This is a genomic window from Pseudomonas sp. B37(2017) (genome assembly GCF_002112885.1).
GTDB lineage: Bacteria > Pseudomonadota > Gammaproteobacteria > Pseudomonadales > Pseudomonadaceae > Aquipseudomonas > Aquipseudomonas paraglycinae.
Genome location: NZ_NEIX01000006.1, coordinates 24,680 through 43,363, shown reverse-complemented (window position 1 = coordinate 43,363; position 18,684 = coordinate 24,680). Strand labels below are relative to the sequence as shown.

Genomic DNA, 18,684 nt, shown 5'->3' with positions numbered 1-18,684 from the left:
CAGCCCGATCCATCTGATCCGCTTTTTCCTGTCGAATCTGCATCTGTAACCATCTCAGCCATGCGCCCAAAATACCCCTGCCGTTCGGCCATACGCGACGCGCTTCATTCCGGAGCGCCCGGTGCGCCGGACATTCAGTATTCAGGAGGCCTTCATGGCTAAGATGGCGATTTTCCTCGGCGGCTTTCTTGTGTTGACCATCATGATTGGCGTCCTTGCCACGATTTCTCCGGTCTGAGACCAGCGCAAGCGCGATCCCTGTGGGGTGTGATCTAATCGCCGGCCTTTTTTCCAGCAAACGGATTTCACCCCATGGCCGAGCAGCGTATTCGCGCACTTGCACTGTGTGTCTTTCACCACCAGGGCAAGATTCTGGTTAACCGGTTCCACGACCCGGTCGCAGACAAATCCTTCTACCGGCCTATCGGTGGCGGCATAGAGTTTGGCGAAACCAGCCGCGAGGCAATCGTGCGCGAAGTGCAGGAGGAGCTGGGTCTTGCAATGAAGGATCTGCGCCTGCTCGGCACGCTTGAAAGCCTCTTCGTCTACAACGGCAAGCCGGGGCATGAAATTGTCCAGGTGTATGACGCCCACTTCGAAGACGCGCAGGTTTACGAGCAACTGCAGATCGACGGCCACGAAAGCGATGGTTCACCGTTCACCGTGAGCTGGCAGGACAGTTCAAGCTTCACGGAGCAGTCGCCGCTGGTGCCTGTCGGTCTGGCGGCGCTGCTCGAGAGCGTCAAGATGCTGGGCTGACGGCCGGGGTCATTGCGCCCCGAACAGCATCGTCCAGTAAACCCCTTCATCACTGCGCGCCTCACTGGCAAACCCGGCGCCGACCTGGGTGAACATCGGGTTCATCAGGTTGGCGCAGTGTCCGGGGCTGGCCAGCCAGCCGGCCATGGCTTTGCCCGGTGAGCTTTGCCCGGCGGCGATGTTTTCGCCGATTTGCCGGCCACGGTAGCCGGCCGCACGGGCGCGATCGGCCGGGCCGTCGCCGTCCGGGTCGCGGTGGGCGAAATAATTGCCGTAGGCCATGGCCTTGCTGTGCCCCTGAGCGGCGGCGCCGAGCGCCGGGTTCCAGCTCAAGGGCGGGGCGGCGGCAAAGCGCTGGCGACCGCACATGCGCGGTCGGGCGCGGGCGGCGTTGACCTCGGCCAGCAAGGCCTTGCCGACACTGCGGTTGTCGCCGACGCGACTGTCGAGCACTGGCCGCGCCAGCACCACTTGCCATTCGCTGCGGGCGCGGCTGATGCCGATGTCGGCGTATTGACCGTCGAGCAGCGCACCGCAGTAATCGTCTTGCAGCATTTCGAACGCCTCTTCGGCGTCCTGCGCGCCGACGATCCGGATGCTGCGCACCGCCACGGCCGCATAGCCGGAATCTTTCAATCGTTCGCGCAATCCACCGCCGTAGCCATAGCCGACCGGCAACGCCAGGTTCGACTTCAGCGTCAGCGGCGCCAGCCGTTGGGCCGGGCGTCGGTCGCAGCGTTGCGGATGGGCGCGGTAGTCGTTGATGGCGGCCACCAGTTGCCGCTCGGCGCCGGCGTGGGCAGAGGGAGAGAGCAGGGGAGAAAGGATCAGCAGGCACAGCGAAACGAGGCGAGACGAACGAACGGCGTGGCGCATGGGACGCAAAGCTCTGAAAAAGGACAACACAGAAGGGGAGTGAACCGCAGAACGCGGCGCGGGTAGGACTGGCCTTTTTGCACTTGGTTCACGAAGCAGCGCCGGGTTTCAACGGTCGCCGACGAAGTGCTCAGCGATTCAACACATCTTCGATCCATTGCAGATATTGCGGCCGCTCGGAAATCGAATTGTGTGCCGAGTCGTTCACCACTTTGAGCGTGGCCACACCGTCGGGAAAACTGTGCAGCAAGCGTTCGGTGCTGGCCCGTGGAATCACCTCATCATCGCTCGCCGCCAGCAGCAGCGTAGGGACGCGGATGTGCGCCGCGTACTGGCCGGACCGGAAACGATCCTTGAGCAACCACTGCACCGGCACCCACGGGTACTGGCGAGCGGCGATTTCTTCGAGGCTGTTGTAGGGCGTGACCAGAATCAGCCGCGCCACCGGACGCTGGCTGGCCAGCCGCACCGCGACCCCGGAACCAAGGCTGCGCCCCAGCAGTGCGACCTGCGGATGACTGGCATATACCTGATCGAACAGCGCCAGCGCGTCCTCGGCAATCGCTTCTTCGGAGGGCGAACCACCGCTGCCGCCAAAGCCCCGGTAATGCAGCAAATACAAAGAATACTCGGGAAACGCCTCGGAAAACTCCGGCAGATTGCGCGAAACGTCCTCGGCATTGCCGCCGAAATAGATCAGCGCTCTGGGCCCGGCGCGCTCGCGCACCGTCACGCGGATCTCGGCGTCGGGCATGGCCAGCGTCATCCGTGTGTCCGGTGATTCCACGCTGGCGGGCTGGGGAAAATAGATCAGCGCCCGCTGAAACACGAACAGCGCCGCGCACAGGATCAGGTACACGGCGACGATCAATGCGACGAGTGACAACAGGGTTCTGGACATTCGACTAACTTTAACCGGGCGCGCAGGTTGGCTGTCGCAGTGTAGTCCAACGGTTTTGCGGGCTGCGTCAAAACACAAGGTGCAACAGATCCACAGGGCAAGGGCGCCAGCATGAACCACACTGAGGGATATTCCCGCCGCCGGTTGCTGACACTGGCAGCCGGGGTGTCAGCGGTTTTCACCTTTGACCGGGCGCTGGCCGCCATTACGTCGCCGAACGCCACAGGAGCCCAGACCATGCAGACCCGCGCCATCCCTTCGAGCTCCGAGCCACTGCCGCTGGTGGGGTTGGGCACTTATCGCGGTTTCGACGTCGCCCCCGGCGATCCGGTCTACAAACAATTGCCGGCGGTGCTCGGCGAGCTGTTCAAAAAGGGCGGCACGGTAATCGACAGCTCGCCCATGTACGGCCGAGCGGAAGAAACCACCGGTGAATTGCTGTCGATCCACGAACCGCGCTCGCCGGCGTTTCTGGCGACCAAGGTCTGGACCCGTGGCCGCGAGGAGGGTATCGCGCAGATGGAGCAGTCCTTCAGCCTGCTGCGCACCGAGCGCATCGACCTGATGCAAATCCACAACCTGCTCGACTGGCAAACCCATCTGCCGACCCTGCGCGACTGGAAAGAGCGGGGCCGCATCCGCTACATCGGCATCACCCACTACACGCCGTCGGCCTATGAGGAGGTGGAGGCGGTGCTCAAGGCCGAGCCGCTGGATTTCCTGCAAATCAATTACGCCCTGGATGATCGCGGGGTCGAGAAGCGCATCCTGCCGCTGTGCCGCGAACGCGGGGTGGCGGTGATCTGCAATCGGCCGTTCGGCGGCGGCGACCTGCTCGCGCGGCTCAAGGGCAAACCGCTGCCGGGCTGGGCGGCTCAGGTGGGGGCGAAGAGCTGGCCGCAACTGGCGCTGAAATTCCTGCTGGCGCACCCGGCGGTGACTTGTGTGATTCCCGGAACCAGCAACCCGTTGTACATGGCCGACAATGCCGGCGCCGGGTTCGGGCTGATGCTCACCGATGCGCAGCGTCAGCAGTTGATTGCGCTGGTGGACTAGACGGTTTCAGCCTTGATAGCGCAGCGCCGCCAGCAACAATGCAAAAGCCGGCGCTGTCTGGCGCCGGCTCGGGTAGTAGAGGTGATATCCGGAAAACACCGGGCACCAATCCTCCAGTACTTGTATCAGGCGACCTTCAGCCAGACAGGGGGCGACGATGTTCTCCGGGATGTAACTCAGGCCGAAACCGTCGAGTGCGGCGTCCAGTAATGGATAGACGCCGTTGAGGGTGACCTGTCCGCAGACTCGCACCTTCAAGCGTTCGCCATTCTTCTCGAACTCCCAGGCGTATAGACCGCCGTTGGTAGGCAGGCGCAAGTTATTGCAAGCGTGGTCGGTCAGATCACGCGGGGTTTTCGGTACGGAACGTCTGGCGAAATAGGCGGGCGAGCCGACCACCGCCATGCGCATGTCCGGGCCGATACGAGTGGCGATCATGCCTTGTGCGACATCCTCGCCCAGCCGTACGCCGGCATCGAAACCCTGACCTGCGATGTCGACGAAACTGTAGTCGCAGCTGACTTCGACGGAGATGTCCGGGTATTGCATAAGAAATTCTTTGAGGACCGGTCGCAACAGCCAGTTCAGCGAGTGATCGGTGGCGCTGAGACGGATCTTGCCGGCGGGCGTTTCCCGCAGGTTGCTGAGGGCGGCCAGTTCCGATTCGATCTCTTCGAAGCGCGGGCCGATGGTTTGCAGCAAGTGCTCACCAGCCTCGGTGGGAGAGACACTACGGGTGGTGCGGATCAGCAGGCGCAGGCCCAGCCGGGTTTCAAGGCTGCGGATCGTATGACTGAGCGCCGACTGCGAAACGCCAAGTTTGGCAGCTGCTTTGGTGAAACTGCGCTCACGCGCCACGGCGAGGAAAGCGAGCAGATCACTGGCATTTTCCCGAAGCATTAATGAGTAACCTGCATAAGTTTTTTTGAATTCTAGTCGATTATCTGAAGAGTCGGGCTGGTTAAAGTGGAGGCTGTCCCTTTTCTGGAGAGCCTCAACATGAATCCGATCGCCGCTTCGGCGCTGACCCTTTCCCTGCTGGCGGGCGAAGTCCAGGCCAGCGAAACATCTCGCGTGACCGTTACCCTCAACGGCTCACAACCGTCGGCCAAAGGCCCGAGCGACTGGTTTACCGGGACGGTACGGGTCGATGCGCCGTTCAAGGGCAGCGATGCGGCGCGGATAAGCGGCGCCACCGTGACCTTTGAGCCGGGAGCGCGTACGGCGTGGCACACCCATCCGTTGGGGCAAACGCTGATTGTTACCGCTGGGTCAGGCTTCGTGCAGGAATGGGGGCAGCCGGTGCGGGTGATTCGGCCAGGCGACACCGTGTGGATCGCGCCCGACGTGAAGCATTGGCACGGTGCGGCGCCGACCACGGCCATGACGCATATCGCCATTGCTGAAATGCTGGATGGCAAAGTGGTGGACTGGATGGAGCAGGTGGGAGAGTCGGAGTATCCCGACGTCCGATAATCAACAAGTCGCCCACGGTGAGACCGAACGTCTTCACCGTGGGGCCAGTCCACAAATCAAATCATCTCCGGCAGTGACGCGAGAATCTTGTCCAGGGTAATCGGGTACTCCCGCACCCGCGCGCCCGTGGCGTTGTAGATCGCATTCGCCACCGCCGCACTCACGCCGCAAATCCCCAGTTCACCGACCCCCTTGGCTTTCATCGGCGAGGAAATCGGGTCGGTTTCATCGAGGAAAATCACCTCCTGATGCGGGATGTCGGCATGCACCGGCACCTCGTAGCCTGCCAGGTCATGGTTGACGAAAAAGCCCTGGCGCTTGTCCACCGCGAGTTCTTCCATCAATGCTGCGCCGACGCCCATGGTCATGGCGCCGATCACCTGGCTGCGGGCCGATTTCGGATTGAGAATCCGCCCGGCGGCACAGACCGCGAGCATGCGCCTTACGCGGACTTCGCCGGTGGCGGCATCGACGGCGACTTCGACGAAGTGCGCGCCGAAGGTCGATTGCTGGTACTGCTTGGCGAGGTCGGCGAATTCGATGCTGTCCTCGGCTTCGATCGCGGCGTGTTGCGCGGCGTCACGCAACGGCACGTTCTGGTTGCCCAACCGCACGTGGCCGTCGACAAACTGCGCTTCACCCGCGTTCATGCCCAGTTTGGCCGCGACCGCTTCGCGCATCTTCATGCAAGCTGCGTAGACCCCGGCGGTCGAGCAGTTGGCGCCGAACTGGCCGCCGGAGCCGGCCGACACTGGGAAATTCGAATCGCCGAGTCGCACCACCACATCGTCCAGGCTGACCCCCATCATTTCCGCTGCAGTCTGACCAATGATCGTATAGCTGCCGGTGCCAATGTCGGTCATGTCGGTTTCAACGGTGATCTTGCCGTCGCGCTCCAGTCGTACCCGTGCGCCGGACTTCACCAGCAGGTTGTTGCGAATCGCTGCCGCAACGCCCATGCCGATCAGCCAGCGACCTTCGCGACGGGTGCCGGGCGTCGCATTGCGCTTATCCCAGCCAAAACGTTCGGCGCCGGTTTGCAGGCATTCGATCAGTCGCCGCTGGGAGAACGGCCGCTCGGTTTTCACCGGATCGACCTGCGTGTCGTTGAGGATGCGGAACTGGATCGGATCGAGTTTGAGCTGTTCGGCCATCTCGTCCATGGCGATCTCCAGCGCCATCAGCCCCGGCGTTTCACCCGGTGCGCGCATGGCGTTGCCTTCCGGCAGATCGAGCGGCGCCAGGCGCATGGTCACCAGGCGATTTTCTGCGGCGTAGAGCAACTGACTCGGCTGCGCCGCGACTTCGACCTTGCCGTCGGCGAGGTTGCCCGACCAGCCTTCATGGGCGATGGCGGTGAGTTTGCCGTCAGCCGTGGCGCCCATGCGAATGCGTTGAATGGTGGCGGGTCGGTGGGTGGTGTTGTTGGCGATCTGCGGGCGGGCGAGGGCGACCTTCACTGGCCGGTTCGCCAGCCGTGCGCCAAGGGCGGCGAGGATCGCGTCGGCACGAATGAACAGCTTGCCGCCGAAACCGCCGCCAATATAAGGCGAGATCAGCCGCACGTTTTCCTTGGGCAGGCCGAGGGTGGCGGCAATGTCGCCGACGCTCCAGGCGATCATCTGGTTGGAGGTCCAGAGCGTCAGTTGATCGCCTTTCCACGCGGCAAGTGTCGCGTGGGGCTCCATCATCGCGTGGGATTGATCCGGCGTGGTGTAGGTCTGATCGAACTGCACGGGTGCGGCGGCGAAGGCGCTGGCGAAATCGCCGTGCTTGACGTCCGGCAGATCGTCTTTCGGTTCCACGCCCTGGTCGCGCACGCTGGCCAGATCAAACTGGCCTTTGTCTTGCGCGTATTCGACGTTGACCAGTTGCGCGGCAGCCCGCGCCTGTTCGAAGGTTTCGGCGACCACCAGCGCTACTGCCTGGTGATAGTGCTGCACTTGCGGCCCGGCCAGCAGGTGCGCGGCGTTGTATTGGCCTTTGCCGAGCTTGCCGGCATTGGCGGCGGTGACGATGGTCAGCACGCCCGGCGCGGCGCGGGCGGCCTCCAGATCGATGCGGGTGATGCGACCCTTGGCAATGGCCGAACCGACCATCACGCCATAGGCCTGATTCTTGACCGCCTCATGTTGCTCGTAGGCGTAAGGCGCCTGGCCGCTGGTTTTCAGCGGGCCTTCGATGCGGTCGGTGGGTTTGCCGATGACGTTCAACTGATCAATCGGGTTGGTCGTGGCGGGCGTGTCGAATTTCATGCTTCGTCCCTCGCTTGGGCCAGCACCGAGGCAATCGTGCGCTCGACCAATGTCACTTTGAACTGGTTGTCAGAAGTAGGCGTGGCGCCGTCGAGCAGGCGTGCGGTGACGGCTTTCGCGCCTTGCGGCAGCAGCGCTTCCGCCGCTTCGACCCGCCAGGGTTTCGGCGCGATGCCACCGACGGCGATGCGGCCGCTGCCATCCTTCTGCAGGATCAGGCCGACGGAGACCAGCGCGAAGGCGTACGACGAGCGGTCGCGCACCTTGTGATAGACATGGGTGCCGCCCACTGGCGCGGGCAGGGTGACGGCGGTAATCAGCTCGCCGGGTGTCAGACTGGTTTCGACATTCGGCGTGGTGCCGGGTAATTGATGGAAATCCGCCATGGCGATGCGCCGGGTGCTGCCGTCGGCTTTGAGCGTTTCGACCTGGGCATCCAGCGCCCGCATCGCAATCGCCATGTCACTCGGATGGGTCGCGATGCAAGCATCGCTGACGCCGATAATGCCGAGTTGTCGACTGACCCCGCCAATCGCCGCGCAGCCACTGCCGGGTTTGCGTTTATTGCAGGCCTGATTGGTGTCGTAGAAATACGGGCAGCGCGTGCGTTGGAGCAGATTGCCGGCGGTGGTCGCCATGTTGCGCAACTGGCCCGATGCACCGGCGAGCAAGGCGCGGGACAGCAGCGCATAGTCTTTCCGGACGCGGCTGTCGGCGGCCAGATCGGTGTTGCGCACCAGTGCGCCGATGCGCAAGCCGCCGTCTTCGGTGGCTTCGATCCGGTCGAGGCCCAGGTGATTGACGTCGATCAACTGCTGCGGCGTTTCGATGTCGAGTTTCATCAAGTCCAGCAGGTTGGTGCCGCCGGCGATGAAACGCGCACCTTCGATTTGTGCAGCTTGAGCGGCGGCTGCGGCGGGAGAGTCGGCGCGGCTGTAATTGAACGCTCTCATGCTGGCACCTCCGCGACTTCGCTGATGGCTTCGATGATGTTCGAATAGGCGCCGCATCGGCAGATGTTGCCGCTCATGCGTTCCTGCAATTCGCTGGCGATCAGTTGCGGTGCGTCGGTGAGGCTGGCGCTGGCGTGGCTGGGGATGCCGTCGCGGATTTCCTGGAGCACGGCGACCGCCGAGCAGATCTGCCCCGGCGTGCAGTAGCCGCATTGATAGCCGTCATGCTTGATGAACGCGGCCTGCATCGGGTGCAGGTGGTCCGGCATGCCGAGGCCTTCGATGGTGGTGACTTTGGCGCCGTCCTGCATTACCGCCAGGGTCAGGCAGGAATTGATTCGCCGGCCATCGACGATCACCGTGCAGGCGCCGCACTGGCCGTGGTCGCAGCCCTTTTTGCTGCCGGTCAGCTGCAGGTGTTCGCGCAGGGCGTCGAGCAGGGTGGTGCGAGTATCAACCTCCAGCGCCTGTGGCTTGCCGTTGACTTCGATGGTTACTTTGGCCATGGCCGGTTGCTCCAGGCTGGCCGCGTAGGCCTTGAGGCTGATGAAAGGGGGCATCGCGAACGCGGTTGCGGTCACGGCACCGAGAATCAGGAAACGGCGTCGGGAGATCGCCATTGGCGGATGGTCGTTCATTGGCTTGGCTTCCTCTATCAGGTCGGCAGGGTGTGAAAGACCCGCACGGGTACGCTGGCGTGGTTGCCAGTCTCGCTCTGTTCTAGGAGTGACCACGCTGGAGAGGAAAAGGTTTTCTTTGATTTGCGCATGGCCTCATGCGCGCCGGTTCATGAATCGACAGAAGGAACGCGGGTGCCTTGGCTGTGAGTCAGATCGCTCTCACAACCGAGGCACCCGCGATCTCAATGCGCGCCGACCACCATGGACGTAAACGGCGCCACATATGCCTGCAACGTCACCAGGCCGCCGACCAGGATTGCCAGCACGATGGAATGGAAGAACACGTAACGCAGGATTTCCCCTTCATGCCCGTACCAGCGAGTCGCGGTCGAGGCGACCACGATCGACTGCGCGTCGACCATTTTGCCCATCACTCCGCCGGAGCTGTTGGCCGCCGCCATCAGGACCGGGCTGATGCCCAGCTGCTCCGACGTCACCCGTTGCAGGCCGCCAAACAGCACGTTGGACGCGGTATCCGACCCGGTCAGTGCTACGCCAAGCCAGCCGAGCAAGGTGCCGAACATCGGGTAGAAAATCCCCGTGGCAGCGAATGCCAGGCCCATGGTCGCGTCCAGCCCCGAGTAGCGGGTCAGGAATCCCAGCGCCAGCATCGCGGCAATTGTGATCAGCGAGAAGCGCACCACCCACAGTGTGCGAAGGTACTGTTTGATCAGTTGCGGGATCGAGTAGCCCATCAGCAATCCACCGACAATCGCCGCGAGCAGGATGCCGCTGCCGGTGGCAGTGAACCAGGTGAACTTGTACACCGCCTCTTCAGCTTTCGGCGCGGCGACCACCGGCGGGACTTTTTCGATCTGCAGATGCAGGGAGCTGAAAGTCACGGCCGGGGCGAACACCGGATTGGCCTCGCGCAGCGGTTTGCCCTGCGGATCAAGCTTGGCCGATTGGGTAACGGGATCAAACGCCGGACGAGTGTCGAACATGTTCTTGAAACCCTGGGTGCCCCACGCAAACACGAACACCGTGAGGATGATCCACGGCATCCACGCGCGCATCACTGCCGGGCGCGCCTGATCGCTGAATGCGGCGCTGGCCGTGACCTTTTCTTCGTCTACCTTCGAGTCGTCATGCCGCCCCGACAGCGCGGCCGAGGTGTGGACGGTTGCCGGTTTCCAGACTTTGAGGAACAACGTCAGGCAGGCCATGGAAATCAGCGCGGCGATCACGTCCACCAGCATCGGCCCGTGGTAGTTCGAAACCAGAAACTGCGGGATGGCGAAACTGACGCCAGCCACCAGAATCGCCGGCCATACTTCCAGCATCTTGCGCCACCCGGCGAATGCCCAGATCAGCCAGAACGGCACCAGTACCGAAAAAAACGGCAGCTGCCGTCCCACCATCATCGAGAGCTCCATTTCATCCAGCCCGGTGACCTTGGCCAGCGTAATGATCGGCGTGCCCAGGGCGCCGAAGGCCACGGGCGCAGTGTTGGCGATCAGCGCCAGACCGGACGCTGCCAGTGGCGAAAAACCAAGACCGATCAGAATGGCGCCAGTCACTGCCACCGGGGTACCGAATCCGGCGGCACCTTCAAAGAAGGCGCCAAAACAGAAGGCGATCAGCAGCAATTGCAGGCGCCGGTCGTCGGTGATGCGGGCGAGCGAGTCCTGCAACACCTTGAACGAGCCGTTCTCGGTGGTCAGGCGATGCAGAAAAATGATGTTGAGCACGATCCAGCCAATCGGCAGCAGCCCGTTGGCCGCCCCGAACAGCGCCGCAGAACCGGCCATGTTCGCAGGCATGCCGAAGGCGAAGATCGAGATCAGCAGCGCCGAGGCCAGCGCCAGCAGTGCGGCCAGATGCGCCTTCACATGAAAGAAGGCCAGCGCCGCCAGCATCACCACCACTGGAACGGCGGCCATGATCGTGGAAATCACCGGATTGCCGAACGGGTCATAGACTTGTTGCCAGACCATGTCGCACCTCTACTTGTTGTTTTTGAGGGGCAGATCCTTTGCGCGTTGCAAGCAGTATAGGTGGCATTTGGCCGCCGCTCGGGCGAGGCGGGCGAGGCGATCAACGGTCATCGGCGGTCGGTGAATCATCGTCGTTTTCCCCGGTCGTATCTGCGCCAGCGCGCACCCGCGCTGACCGTTTCCGACGTCAAGACCTTGGTTTTAGGGAAATTCTGAATGATGCGTGCAACAAGCCTGCTGCTGACTGTTTCCGCCGCCGTATTGCTGGGCGGCTGTGTGGCGGATTTCGATGATGACCATCGCCATGGCCGGCATTACGACCGCGATCATGGCCGTTATTACGATCATGACCGACGCTGGGACGACCGCGACGACGATCGCCGCGACGGGCGTCGTTATCACCGCGACCGGGATGATGACTGATTGAAACGAAGAGGGCGTTCCCCGACGGGAACGCCCTCTGGCATTAAAAATGAGCGCTCGCCCGGACGCTGGATCGCGCAGGCACAGAGGCCTCGATGTCCAGCAAATGGGTGGCGAGAATGTCGCTCAGAAAACGGAACTGATCGTTGAGGCCGACCACTTCATTGCTGAAATGATTGCTGGCGGCGGGCATCAACAGATCTTCGAAGGCTTCGTCGAACACCAGCGCTTGTGTCTTGCGCGACACGGCGTGCTGATCGTAGTAGTTGCTGCCGAAGACCGGGAAACTCACGGCGAGGGTGACGGTACTGATCATGATGTGAACTCCTCGTGCTGTGTGTTTCGGATGGGTTAATCGTGCCTTTGACGAGCGGTCGGCGGAAGGCAATCGTCGCGATGGTGAATATCGACGCCATTGATGGTTGGACTGACGCAGCCCTGACCAGCGGATAAACGGCGCACCGCACGCACCTATACTCATGTCATCTCCCCCGGATTCTTCCGGTCTTGCGACCGAGGAACAGATAAGGACCGCCACCGTGAACCTGCGTGCGCTGCTCGTCGCCGCACTGGTGTTGCTGGCCGGCTGCGCCACCACGGCGCGGGCCCCGGTGACCGCGCCGGCAGTGGTGGTCTCGCCGGCTACCTGGCAGCAGATCGACCGGGAAATCGTCAGCGCCTCGAAGCAGGCCACCGAGCAGGTCAAGCTATTCGCCCGTGGCTCGATGGAACATTGGCGCATTCGGGTCTATGAGCAAACTGAAGAAAATTTCATCCCGTGGTTCAGCAGTTACTGGACCCAGGAATGGCTGTCGATGAAGGTCAGCTGGTACACGATCAGTGCCAGCGGTGAGCAGGATGCCTCGGCCAAACGCCTGGCGGCCTATCTGCTGGAGCAATATCAGGAACGGGTGCTGGCGCCGGTGGCGGTGGAGATCGACCCGGACGCGATCCTCGGCCAGTCCACCGCGTTCTACGCGCAGCTGATGGCGCAGCAGATGCCGGTCATCGCCCAGCGCCACGGCGTGCCCATCGCCCAGCTCAACGGGCGGTTGCAGAAAATCCCCGCCATCGCCCTTGGCCCGCCGCCAGCCCGGGATGCCTCGTTGTACCAGGTTGTCAGCACTGAACCGTTGAACACTCTGCCGGCCTACGCCGCGCTGATCGACAAGATCCATACCGACGGCGGCTCGAAAGGCGTGGCCTCGACCGATACGGCGATGGCGCCGGTGGCCAAGCGCGCCAGTCAGCGCATGGAGGCGGAAATGGCCCCGCGCGGCGCCGCGAGCGCGGTGGCGGCAGCGGCCGGCAAACTGGCCGGGGCGCTGATTTCGGTCGGTGTGGCGGGTATCCGCGCGATCATTCAGGCCAACGACCGCCCCGACAGCGAAGCCCTGATCCGCAGCAGCCTGGGCAACACCTTCGACAAGGCCTGGCTGAAACTGCTGCAGAACCCGACCACCGGCGTGATGGCCGGCACGCTGCACATGGCGGCGCAGGTCGAGGGCAATCTGGGCGGGCGGGACGAGCCGTCGGTCGGGTTGGGCGTCAACCGTGTCGAATGGCGGCCGCCCGAGTCGACTACTCAGCAGATCGAACCCACCCTGCAAGGAGAATGATCATGGCTTACATCGATGTTTTCGTGGCGCCCGTGCCGAATGCCAACCGCGAACAGTACAAAAAACACTGCGAAATCGCCGCGAAGCTGTTCAAGGAATACGGCGCGCTGGAGGTGATTCAGGGCTGGGGCGATGACGTGCCGGACGGCAAGGTCACTTCATTCCCGATGGCCGTAAAACTCAAGGAAGGCGAAACCGTATCGGCTGGTTGGCTGGTCTGGCCGGACAAGGACTCCCGCGACGCCGGCATGGGGAAAATGATGGAAGACCCGCGCATGCAGCCGGACGTCAATCCGATGCCGTTCGATGGGCAGCGGATGATCTTCGGTGGCTTCAAGGACATTCTCGAGCCTTGATGCCGCGTTGCCGGGTCACTCCGCCGACGGGGTGATCCGGCAGCCTTTGCGGTTGCGGATCTGCTCGTCCGTCGGCCGCTCGCGGACGAATTCGAAACGCGGCTCACCTTCGCTGTAATGCACCAGCCAGCCCCATTCCAGTTCGCTCTCATCCTGTCCGGGATTCGGCGGTCGGGCCCACCAGGGTTCTTTGCTGAGGATCTCGCGCATGACGTCCTCCGGTTGATGGCAATCGTTGAACTATAAACCCCATGCCGAGAGTCGCCAGAAACGGGCGTGTAGAATCCAGGGATCTCGACGAACGAAGGAGCGTGGCCATGACGGACGAAACGCGCGGGGATCAACCGGTCAAGCGCCTGTTTTTCGCCCTGGACTGCCCGCCGGCGCAGCGCAAGGCGATTGCCCAGTGGCGCAGCGAACTGGGTTTGCGTACCGGCAAACCGGTGCCGGCGGACAACTTTCACCTGACGCTGCTGTTTCTCGGTGCGGTGCCGTTGGCGCAGATTGGCGAAGTCTGCGAGGCGGCGGCGAAAGTGCGCACGCCGGGTGAGGCGCTGAGGATTTCACTGGATCGGTTGCAGGTCTGGCGGCGCGCCGGGGTATTGTCGCTGGCGCCTGAGCAGGCACCGCAGGGATTGTTGCGGCTGGTGTATGCGCTGGAACAGGCGATGTTGCCGTTCGGGTTTGAAGAGGCGACGCGTGAGTATCGTCCGCACCTGACGCTGGCCCGGGACTATCGCGCGCCGGAACCGGAATCCGCCACGCCGCCGGAATTCTTCCTGCGGGCTGAACGCTTTGCGCTGTTCGAGTCCCACAAGGGCCGCTATCGCTCGCTGGCCGACTGGCCACTGATCTGAGCCCACAAAAAAAGGCGCCCGAGGGCGCCTGAATTCACCTGAACCGAGGAAGCCAGGTGAGGCCGTTCAGAGCAGGGGGCAGCGGTGGTAAGGCGCTGCATGAACGGAAACTTGTGATTCTGATCGCTGACTGCCTGATCGTTCCCACGCTCTGCGTGGGAATGCAGCCCGGGACGCTCCGCGTCCCAAAGCGGACGCAGAGCGTCCATTGAGGCATTCCCACGCGGACGGTTCGACGCCTCGACGTGGGAACGATCACCGCGAGTACTCCAGGTTTATTTGCCGAGTTTCACGCGTGTCCAGCCCCGGGTCATGATCCGTTGCGTGGCAATCGGCTGATCCGGCACCGCATACAGCGTGGCCATCACCGCTTGCGGCGGGTATGAGCCCGGGTCGTTGCGGATCGCTTCGTCTACCAGCGGCGTCGCGGCTTCGTTGGCGTTGCTGTAACCGATGCTGTTGGTGACTTCGGCGATGATGTCCGGGCGCATCAGGAAGTTCATGAACAGGTAGGCGTTCTCGACGTTGGCGGCATCGCGCGGGATGGCGACCATGTCGTAGAAACTGCCGGCGCCTTCCTTGGGAATGCTGTAGTCGATCTCGACCTTGTTGCCCGATTCCACCGCGCGGGCCTTGGCCTGCAGCACGTCACCCGAGTAACCGACCGCCACGCAGATGTTGCCGTTGGCCAGATCGGAGATGTACTTGGACGAATGGAAATACGCCACCGACGGCCGGATCTTCATGAACAGCGCTTCGGCTTCGGCGATGTGCTTCACGTCCTTGTCGTTCACAGGGTAGCCCAGGTAGTGCAGGGCGGCCGGGAGCATTTCGGTCGGCGAATCGAGGAAGCTGATACCGCAAGCCTTCAGCTTCTCGGCGTTCTCCGGTTTGAACAGCAGGTCCCAGGAATTGGTCGGCGCATTCTTGCCGAGCACTTCGCGAACCTTGTCCGGGTTGAAGCCGATGCCGATCGAGCCCCACATATACGGGAACGCGTGGGCGTTGTCCGGATCACTGGCGGAGGCGTTTTTCAGCAGCACCGGGTTGAGGTTTTTCCAGTTTGGCAGCTTCGATTTGTCCAGGGTCTGATAGACCCCGGCCTTGATCTGCTTGGCCAGGAAACTGTTGGACGGCACCACGATGTCGTAGCCGGATTTACCCGCGAGCAAACGTGCTTCGAGGGTTTCATTGCTGTCGAACACATCATAGGTCACGCGGATGCCGGTCTCGTCCTCGAACTTCTTGACGGTGTCCGGAGCGATGTAATCCGACCAGTTGTAAACGCGCAGTACCTTGTCGTTGGCCTGGGCGCCCGTGGCGATTGCGCCCAATAAGGACAGTGTCAGCAGAGTCCTGCCAAACATTTTCATCGGTGAAACTCCATTCTTTTTATTCAAAAGCTTTTAAGCAAAGCGCAAAGCCGTAAAACGCGACGGCCCTAGGCCGTCGCTGCCACTCGTTGAGGTTGCGGTTGCTGCCACGATTCGTTGGCGGTCTGATCCATCGCTTCCTGAATCGCACGCTTGCGGTTGGCTTCTGCCTTGCGGCCGAAGTACCAGACCAGGAAGGTCACCAGCGACACTGCCAGCAGAATCAGGCTGGCCACGGCGTTGATCTCGGGCTTCACGCCCAGACGCACGGCCGAGAACACTTCCATCGGCAGGGTGGTGGAGCCCGGCCCGGACACGAAGCTCGCCAGCACCAGATCGTCCAGCGACAGGGCGAACGACATCATGCCGCCCGCCGCCAGCGACGGCGCGATCATCGGGATGGTGATCAGGAAAAACACCTTGAACGGTTTCGCGCCCAGATCCATCGCCGCTTCTTCGATCGACAGGTCCAGCTCGCGCAAGCGGGCGGAGACTACCACCGCCACATAAGCGGCACAAAACGTGGTGTGAGCGATCCAGATCGTGACGATGCCACGCTCCTGCGGCCAGCCGATCAGTTGCGCCATCGCCACGAACAGCAGCAACAGCGACAGACCGGTGATCACCTCAGGCATCACCAGCGGCGCCGTGACCAGACCACCGAACAGCGTGCGACCCTTGAAGCGCGTTACACGAGTCAGCACGAAGGCGGCGAGGGTGCCCAGCGCCACGGCGGCAATCGCGGTGTAGCAGGCAATTTCCAGCGAGCGCACCACCGAGCCCATCAGTTGAGTGTTGTCGAGCAGGCCGACGTACCATTTCACCGACCAGCCGCCCCAGACCGTCACCAGTTTGGATGCGTTGAACGAGTAGATCACCAGAATCAGCATCGGCAGATAAATGAACGTCAGGCCGAAGATCAACATGAACTTTGCAAAACCGAAGCGTTTCATCCCCGTGCCTCCATCTCTTTGGCCTGGCTGCGGTTGAACAGCAGAATCGGCACAATCAGGATCAACAGCATCACCACCGCCAGAGCAGACGCCACCGGCCAGTCGCGGTTATTGAAGAACTCTTGCCACAGCACGCGACCGATCATCAGGGTCTCCGGGCCACCCAGCAGTTCCGGAATCACGAACTCGCCCACCACCGGAATGAACACCAGCATGCAGCCGGCGATGATGCCGTTCTTGGCCAGCGGCACGGTGATTTTCCAGAAGTTGTTGAAGTTGCTCGAACCCAGGTCCTGCGCGGCTTCCAGCAGGCTGCCGTCGTGCTTCACCAGGTTGGCGTAGAGCGGCAGCACCATGAACGGCAGGTAGGCGTAGACCACGCCGATATACACGGCCGTGTTGGTGTTGAGGATCTCGATCGGGTGATCGGTGAGCCCGGTCCACATCAGGAACGCATTGAGCAGACCGTTGTTGCTGAGGATGCCCATCCACGCGTAAACGCGGATCAGGATCGCGGTCCAGGTCGGCATCATGATCAACAGCAGCAGGACGTTTTGCGTTTCCTTGCCGGTCTTGGTGATCGCGTAGGCCATCGGGAAACCGATCACCAGGCACATCAGCGTGCTGAGCAGCGCCACTTTCAGCGAACCGAGGTAGGCCGACAGGTACAGCTCGTCTTCGCCGAGCATGGTGTAGTTGCCGATGTTCAGGAACAGCTGAAATTTCTGTTCGGCGTAGGTGTAGATCTCCGAGTACGGCGGGATCGACAGCGCGGCTTCCGAGAAGCTGATCTTCATCACCAAAAAGAACGGCAGCATGAAGAACAGGAACAGCCAGATGAACGGGATGCCGATGACGAACTTTCGCCCGCTGGGCACCAGGCGCAGGAATTGCTGATTGAAGGTTCTCATGAGCGCAGTACCACGCCGCTGTCGTCTTCCCACCAGACGTAGACCTTGTCGTCCCAGGTCGGCCGCGCGCCACGGCGTTCGGCGTTGGCCATGAACGACTGGACGATCTTGCCGCTCGGCAATTCGACGTAGAACACCGAGTGACCGCCGAGGTAGGCGATGTCATGCACCTTGCCTTCGGACCAGTTGTAGCGGGTCTCCGGCTTGATCGTGCTGACGAGCATTTTTTCCGGGCGGATCGCGTAGGTGATCGACTTGTCCTGCACCGAAGTGCTGACGCCATGACCGACGTAGATCTTTTGCTGCAAGTCCGGGCTGTGGATGATCGCGTGACCTTCAAGGTCCTCGACCACGGTGCCGTCGAAGGCGTTCACGTTGCCGATGAATTCGCAGACCATGCGGCTGACCGGCGCTTCATAGATGTCGACCGGGCTGCCGATCTGGGCGATCCAGCCCAGGTGCATGATCGCGATGCGCTCGGCCATGGTCATGGCCTCTTCCTGGTCGTGGGTCACCATCACGCAGGTCACGCCGACGCGCTCGATGATTTCCACCAGTTCCAGCTGCATCTGCGAGCGTAGCTTTTTATCCAGTGCGCCCATCGGTTCGTCGAGCAGCAACAGCTTCGGACGCTTGGCCAGGGAGCGGGCGAGGGCCACGCGCTGACGCTGGCCGCCGGACAGTTGATGCGGGCGGCGCTTGGCGTATTGGGTCATGTGGACGAGGCGCAGCATTTCTTCGACACGGGCGTCGATTTCGCTGGCCGGCAAACGGTCCTGCTTGAGGCCGAAGGCGATGTTCTGCGCGACAGTCATGTGCGGGAACAGGGCGTAGGACTGGAACATCATGTTGATCGGCCGCTCGTACGGCGGCATGTCGGTGATATCGACACCGTCAAGCAGAATGCGTCCTTCAGTCGGCCGTTCGAAACCGGCGAGCATGCGCAGCAGGGTCGATTTGCCCGAGCCGGAGCCGCCGAGCAGGGCGAAGATTTCGCCCTGATGGATCTCCAGGGACACATCGTCCACCGCAGTGGTTTCGTCGAACTTCTTGGTGACTCGATCGACCTTCACCAGAACCTTTTTCGGTTGCTGATGACCTTCAAGAGCCTTCCTGTAAGTGCTGGAGGCGTTTGCCATGTGAAACTCCCAACAGGTTTCAGTCGCCGGGCCAACGCGGCCTGGCTTAAGAGTGGATTGCAGACCCGCACCGTGCGGGTTGTTCGGCGCCGCCGTCCTGGCTGCCGGGTGGTGCTTTTTGTTTTCGCGGTGTGTTGCTGATCGCGGATGACGGATGCGC

General features: G+C 62.2%; 20 protein-coding genes. 7 read left to right on the top strand and 13 right to left on the bottom strand.

The window, feature by feature from the left end:
- The first annotated feature begins 312 nt into the window (after positions 1 to 312).
- Positions 313 to 759, top strand: a complete 447-nt coding sequence (locus CAF90_RS16495; protein ID WP_085607535.1) for an NUDIX hydrolase — start codon at positions 313 to 315, stop codon at positions 757 to 759.
- Between the two features lie 9 nt (positions 760 to 768).
- On the opposite strand, the gene CAF90_RS16490 is transcribed toward CAF90_RS16495, so the two are convergent.
- Both CAF90_RS16490 and CAF90_RS16485 read right to left on the bottom strand, forming a co-directional pair.
- Entirely contained in the window at positions 769 to 1,635 is an 867-nt protein-coding gene (locus CAF90_RS16490; protein WP_085607533.1) for a CAP domain-containing protein, read from the bottom strand.
- Positions 1,636 to 1,765: 130 nt separating this feature from the next.
- Positions 1,766 to 2,536 (bottom strand): alpha/beta hydrolase, encoded by a 771-nt coding sequence (locus CAF90_RS16485; protein ID WP_085607531.1) that lies wholly within the window; start codon positions 2,534 to 2,536, stop codon positions 1,766 to 1,768.
- 111 nt (positions 2,537 to 2,647) lie between these two features.
- Between CAF90_RS16485 and CAF90_RS16480 the strand changes: the two genes are divergently transcribed.
- On the top strand, positions 2,648 to 3,592 hold the full coding sequence (locus tag CAF90_RS16480; RefSeq protein ID WP_085607529.1) for an aldo/keto reductase: 945 nt from the start codon (positions 2,648 to 2,650) through the stop codon (positions 3,590 to 3,592).
- A gap of 6 nt (positions 3,593 to 3,598) precedes the next feature.
- Here the strand turns inward: CAF90_RS16480 and CAF90_RS16475 are convergent, their stop codons facing one another.
- Complete coding sequence (locus CAF90_RS16475; RefSeq protein WP_085607527.1) at positions 3,599 to 4,492, bottom strand: LysR family transcriptional regulator; 894 nt, start codon at positions 4,490 to 4,492, stop codon at positions 3,599 to 3,601.
- A 99-nt stretch (positions 4,493 to 4,591) separates the two neighbouring features.
- Here CAF90_RS16475 and CAF90_RS16470 point away from each other — a divergent pair, with 99 nt between their 5' ends.
- Positions 4,592 to 5,068 (top strand): cupin domain-containing protein, encoded by a 477-nt coding sequence (locus CAF90_RS16470; protein WP_085607525.1) that lies wholly within the window; start codon positions 4,592 to 4,594, stop codon positions 5,066 to 5,068.
- Positions 5,069 to 5,124: 56 nt separating this feature from the next.
- Here the strand turns inward: CAF90_RS16470 and paoC are convergent, their stop codons facing one another.
- The 4 genes from paoC to CAF90_RS16450 all read right to left on the bottom strand — a co-directional run bounded on the left by paoC (position 5,125) and on the right by CAF90_RS16450 (position 10,893).
- The gene (paoC, locus tag CAF90_RS16465; protein WP_085607523.1) at positions 5,125 to 7,323 is read right to left on the bottom strand and encodes an aldehyde oxidoreductase molybdenum-binding subunit PaoC; all 2,199 of its coding nucleotides are present in this window, start codon (positions 7,321 to 7,323) and stop codon (positions 5,125 to 5,127) included.
- A complete protein-coding gene (locus CAF90_RS16460) occupies positions 7,320 to 8,276 on the bottom strand; it encodes a xanthine dehydrogenase family protein subunit M (protein WP_085607521.1) in 957 nt (318 codons plus the stop codon). Before CAF90_RS16460 ends, paoC begins: the two co-directional genes overlap by 4 nt.
- On the bottom strand, positions 8,273 to 8,896 hold the full coding sequence (gene paoA / locus CAF90_RS16455) for an aldehyde dehydrogenase iron-sulfur subunit PaoA (RefSeq protein ID WP_236190697.1): 624 nt from the start codon (positions 8,894 to 8,896) through the stop codon (positions 8,273 to 8,275). The genes CAF90_RS16460 and paoA overlap by 4 nt, the downstream gene beginning before the upstream one ends.
- Positions 8,897 to 9,138: 242 nt before the next feature.
- On the bottom strand, positions 9,139 to 10,893 hold the full coding sequence (locus CAF90_RS16450) for an L-lactate permease (protein WP_085607517.1): 1,755 nt from the start codon (positions 10,891 to 10,893) through the stop codon (positions 9,139 to 9,141).
- A gap of 216 nt (positions 10,894 to 11,109) precedes the next feature.
- Here CAF90_RS16450 and CAF90_RS16445 point away from each other — a divergent pair, with 216 nt between their 5' ends.
- Entirely contained in the window at positions 11,110 to 11,316 is a 207-nt protein-coding gene (locus CAF90_RS16445) for a hypothetical protein (RefSeq protein WP_064382340.1), read from the top strand.
- Between the two features lie 43 nt (positions 11,317 to 11,359).
- Here the strand turns inward: CAF90_RS16445 and CAF90_RS16440 are convergent, their stop codons facing one another.
- Entirely contained in the window at positions 11,360 to 11,632 is a 273-nt protein-coding gene (locus tag CAF90_RS16440) for a hypothetical protein (protein ID WP_085607515.1), read from the bottom strand.
- Positions 11,633 to 11,855: 223 nt separating this feature from the next.
- On the opposite strand from CAF90_RS16440, the gene CAF90_RS16435 reads away from it, so the two are divergent.
- Together CAF90_RS16435 and CAF90_RS16430 are read left to right on the top strand one after the other, a co-directional pair.
- Positions 11,856 to 12,935, top strand: coding sequence for a hypothetical protein (locus CAF90_RS16435; protein WP_085607512.1), 1,080 nt, complete (start codon positions 11,856 to 11,858; stop codon positions 12,933 to 12,935).
- A 2-nt stretch (positions 12,936 to 12,937) separates the two neighbouring features.
- Entirely contained in the window at positions 12,938 to 13,291 is a 354-nt protein-coding gene (locus CAF90_RS16430; RefSeq protein ID WP_085607510.1) for a DUF1428 domain-containing protein, read from the top strand.
- A 15-nt stretch (positions 13,292 to 13,306) separates the two neighbouring features.
- On the opposite strand, the gene CAF90_RS16425 is transcribed toward CAF90_RS16430, so the two are convergent.
- Positions 13,307 to 13,501, bottom strand: a complete 195-nt coding sequence (locus CAF90_RS16425; RefSeq protein ID WP_007957125.1) for a hypothetical protein — start codon at positions 13,499 to 13,501, stop codon at positions 13,307 to 13,309.
- 107 nt (positions 13,502 to 13,608) lie between these two features.
- Between CAF90_RS16425 and thpR the strand changes: the two genes are divergently transcribed.
- Positions 13,609 to 14,148 carry an RNA 2',3'-cyclic phosphodiesterase gene (gene thpR, locus CAF90_RS16420; protein ID WP_007957123.1) on the top strand — a complete coding sequence of 180 codons (540 nt, stop codon included), beginning with the start codon at positions 13,609 to 13,611 and terminating at the stop codon, positions 14,146 to 14,148.
- Between the two features lie 275 nt (positions 14,149 to 14,423).
- Here thpR and CAF90_RS16415 read toward each other — a convergent pair whose 3' ends face one another.
- The 4 genes from CAF90_RS16415 to potA all read right to left on the bottom strand — a co-directional run bounded on the left by CAF90_RS16415 (position 14,424) and on the right by potA (position 18,524).
- Positions 14,424 to 15,521, bottom strand: a complete 1,098-nt coding sequence (locus CAF90_RS16415; RefSeq protein WP_007957121.1) for a polyamine ABC transporter substrate-binding protein — start codon at positions 15,519 to 15,521, stop codon at positions 14,424 to 14,426.
- A 68-nt stretch (positions 15,522 to 15,589) separates the two neighbouring features.
- Positions 15,590 to 16,474 (bottom strand): ABC transporter permease subunit, encoded by an 885-nt coding sequence (locus CAF90_RS16410; RefSeq protein WP_007957119.1) that lies wholly within the window; start codon positions 16,472 to 16,474, stop codon positions 15,590 to 15,592.
- On the bottom strand, positions 16,471 to 17,385 hold the full coding sequence (locus CAF90_RS16405; RefSeq protein ID WP_007957117.1) for an ABC transporter permease subunit: 915 nt from the start codon (positions 17,383 to 17,385) through the stop codon (positions 16,471 to 16,473). The genes CAF90_RS16410 and CAF90_RS16405 overlap by 4 nt, the downstream gene beginning before the upstream one ends.
- Positions 17,382 to 18,524 carry a polyamine ABC transporter ATP-binding protein gene (potA, locus tag CAF90_RS16400; RefSeq protein WP_007957110.1) on the bottom strand — a complete coding sequence of 381 codons (1,143 nt, stop codon included), beginning with the start codon at positions 18,522 to 18,524 and terminating at the stop codon, positions 17,382 to 17,384. Before potA ends, CAF90_RS16405 begins: the two co-directional genes overlap by 4 nt.
- Between the last annotated feature and the right edge of the window lie 160 nt (positions 18,525 to 18,684).

Bases quoted from the DNA above. Each gene is read 5' to 3' on its own strand.
- CAF90_RS16495 (WP_085607535.1), top strand. From the start codon at position 313: ATGGCCGAGCAGCGTATTCGCGCACTTGCACTGTGTGTCTTTCACCAC.
- CAF90_RS16490 (WP_085607533.1), bottom strand. From the start codon at position 1,635: ATGCGCCACGCCGTTCGTTCGTCTCGCCTCGTTTCGCTGTGCCTGCTG.
- CAF90_RS16485 (WP_085607531.1), bottom strand. From the start codon at position 2,536: ATGTCCAGAACCCTGTTGTCACTCGTCGCATTGATCGTCGCCGTGTAC.
- CAF90_RS16480 (WP_085607529.1), top strand. From the start codon at position 2,648: ATGAACCACACTGAGGGATATTCCCGCCGCCGGTTGCTGACACTGGCA.
- CAF90_RS16475 (WP_085607527.1), bottom strand. From the start codon at position 4,492: ATGCTTCGGGAAAATGCCAGTGATCTGCTCGCTTTCCTCGCCGTGGCG.
- CAF90_RS16470 (WP_085607525.1), top strand. From the start codon at position 4,592: ATGAATCCGATCGCCGCTTCGGCGCTGACCCTTTCCCTGCTGGCGGGC.
- paoC (WP_085607523.1), bottom strand. From the start codon at position 7,323: ATGAAATTCGACACGCCCGCCACGACCAACCCGATTGATCAGTTGAAC.
- CAF90_RS16460 (WP_085607521.1), bottom strand. From the start codon at position 8,276: ATGAGAGCGTTCAATTACAGCCGCGCCGACTCTCCCGCCGCAGCCGCC.
- paoA (WP_236190697.1), bottom strand. From the start codon at position 8,896: ATGGCGATCTCCCGACGCCGTTTCCTGATTCTCGGTGCCGTGACCGCA.
- CAF90_RS16450 (WP_085607517.1), bottom strand. From the start codon at position 10,893: ATGGTCTGGCAACAAGTCTATGACCCGTTCGGCAATCCGGTGATTTCC.
- CAF90_RS16445 (WP_064382340.1), top strand. From the start codon at position 11,110: ATGATGCGTGCAACAAGCCTGCTGCTGACTGTTTCCGCCGCCGTATTG.
- CAF90_RS16440 (WP_085607515.1), bottom strand. From the start codon at position 11,632: ATGATCAGTACCGTCACCCTCGCCGTGAGTTTCCCGGTCTTCGGCAGC.
- CAF90_RS16430 (WP_085607510.1), top strand. From the start codon at position 12,938: ATGGCTTACATCGATGTTTTCGTGGCGCCCGTGCCGAATGCCAACCGC.
- CAF90_RS16425 (WP_007957125.1), bottom strand. From the start codon at position 13,501: ATGCGCGAGATCCTCAGCAAAGAACCCTGGTGGGCCCGACCGCCGAAT.
- thpR (WP_007957123.1), top strand. From the start codon at position 13,609: ATGACGGACGAAACGCGCGGGGATCAACCGGTCAAGCGCCTGTTTTTC.
- CAF90_RS16415 (WP_007957121.1), bottom strand. From the start codon at position 15,521: ATGAAAATGTTTGGCAGGACTCTGCTGACACTGTCCTTATTGGGCGCA.
- CAF90_RS16410 (WP_007957119.1), bottom strand. From the start codon at position 16,474: ATGAAACGCTTCGGTTTTGCAAAGTTCATGTTGATCTTCGGCCTGACG.
- CAF90_RS16405 (WP_007957117.1), bottom strand. From the start codon at position 17,385: ATGAGAACCTTCAATCAGCAATTCCTGCGCCTGGTGCCCAGCGGGCGA.
- potA (WP_007957110.1), bottom strand. From the start codon at position 18,524: ATGGCAAACGCCTCCAGCACTTACAGGAAGGCTCTTGAAGGTCATCAG.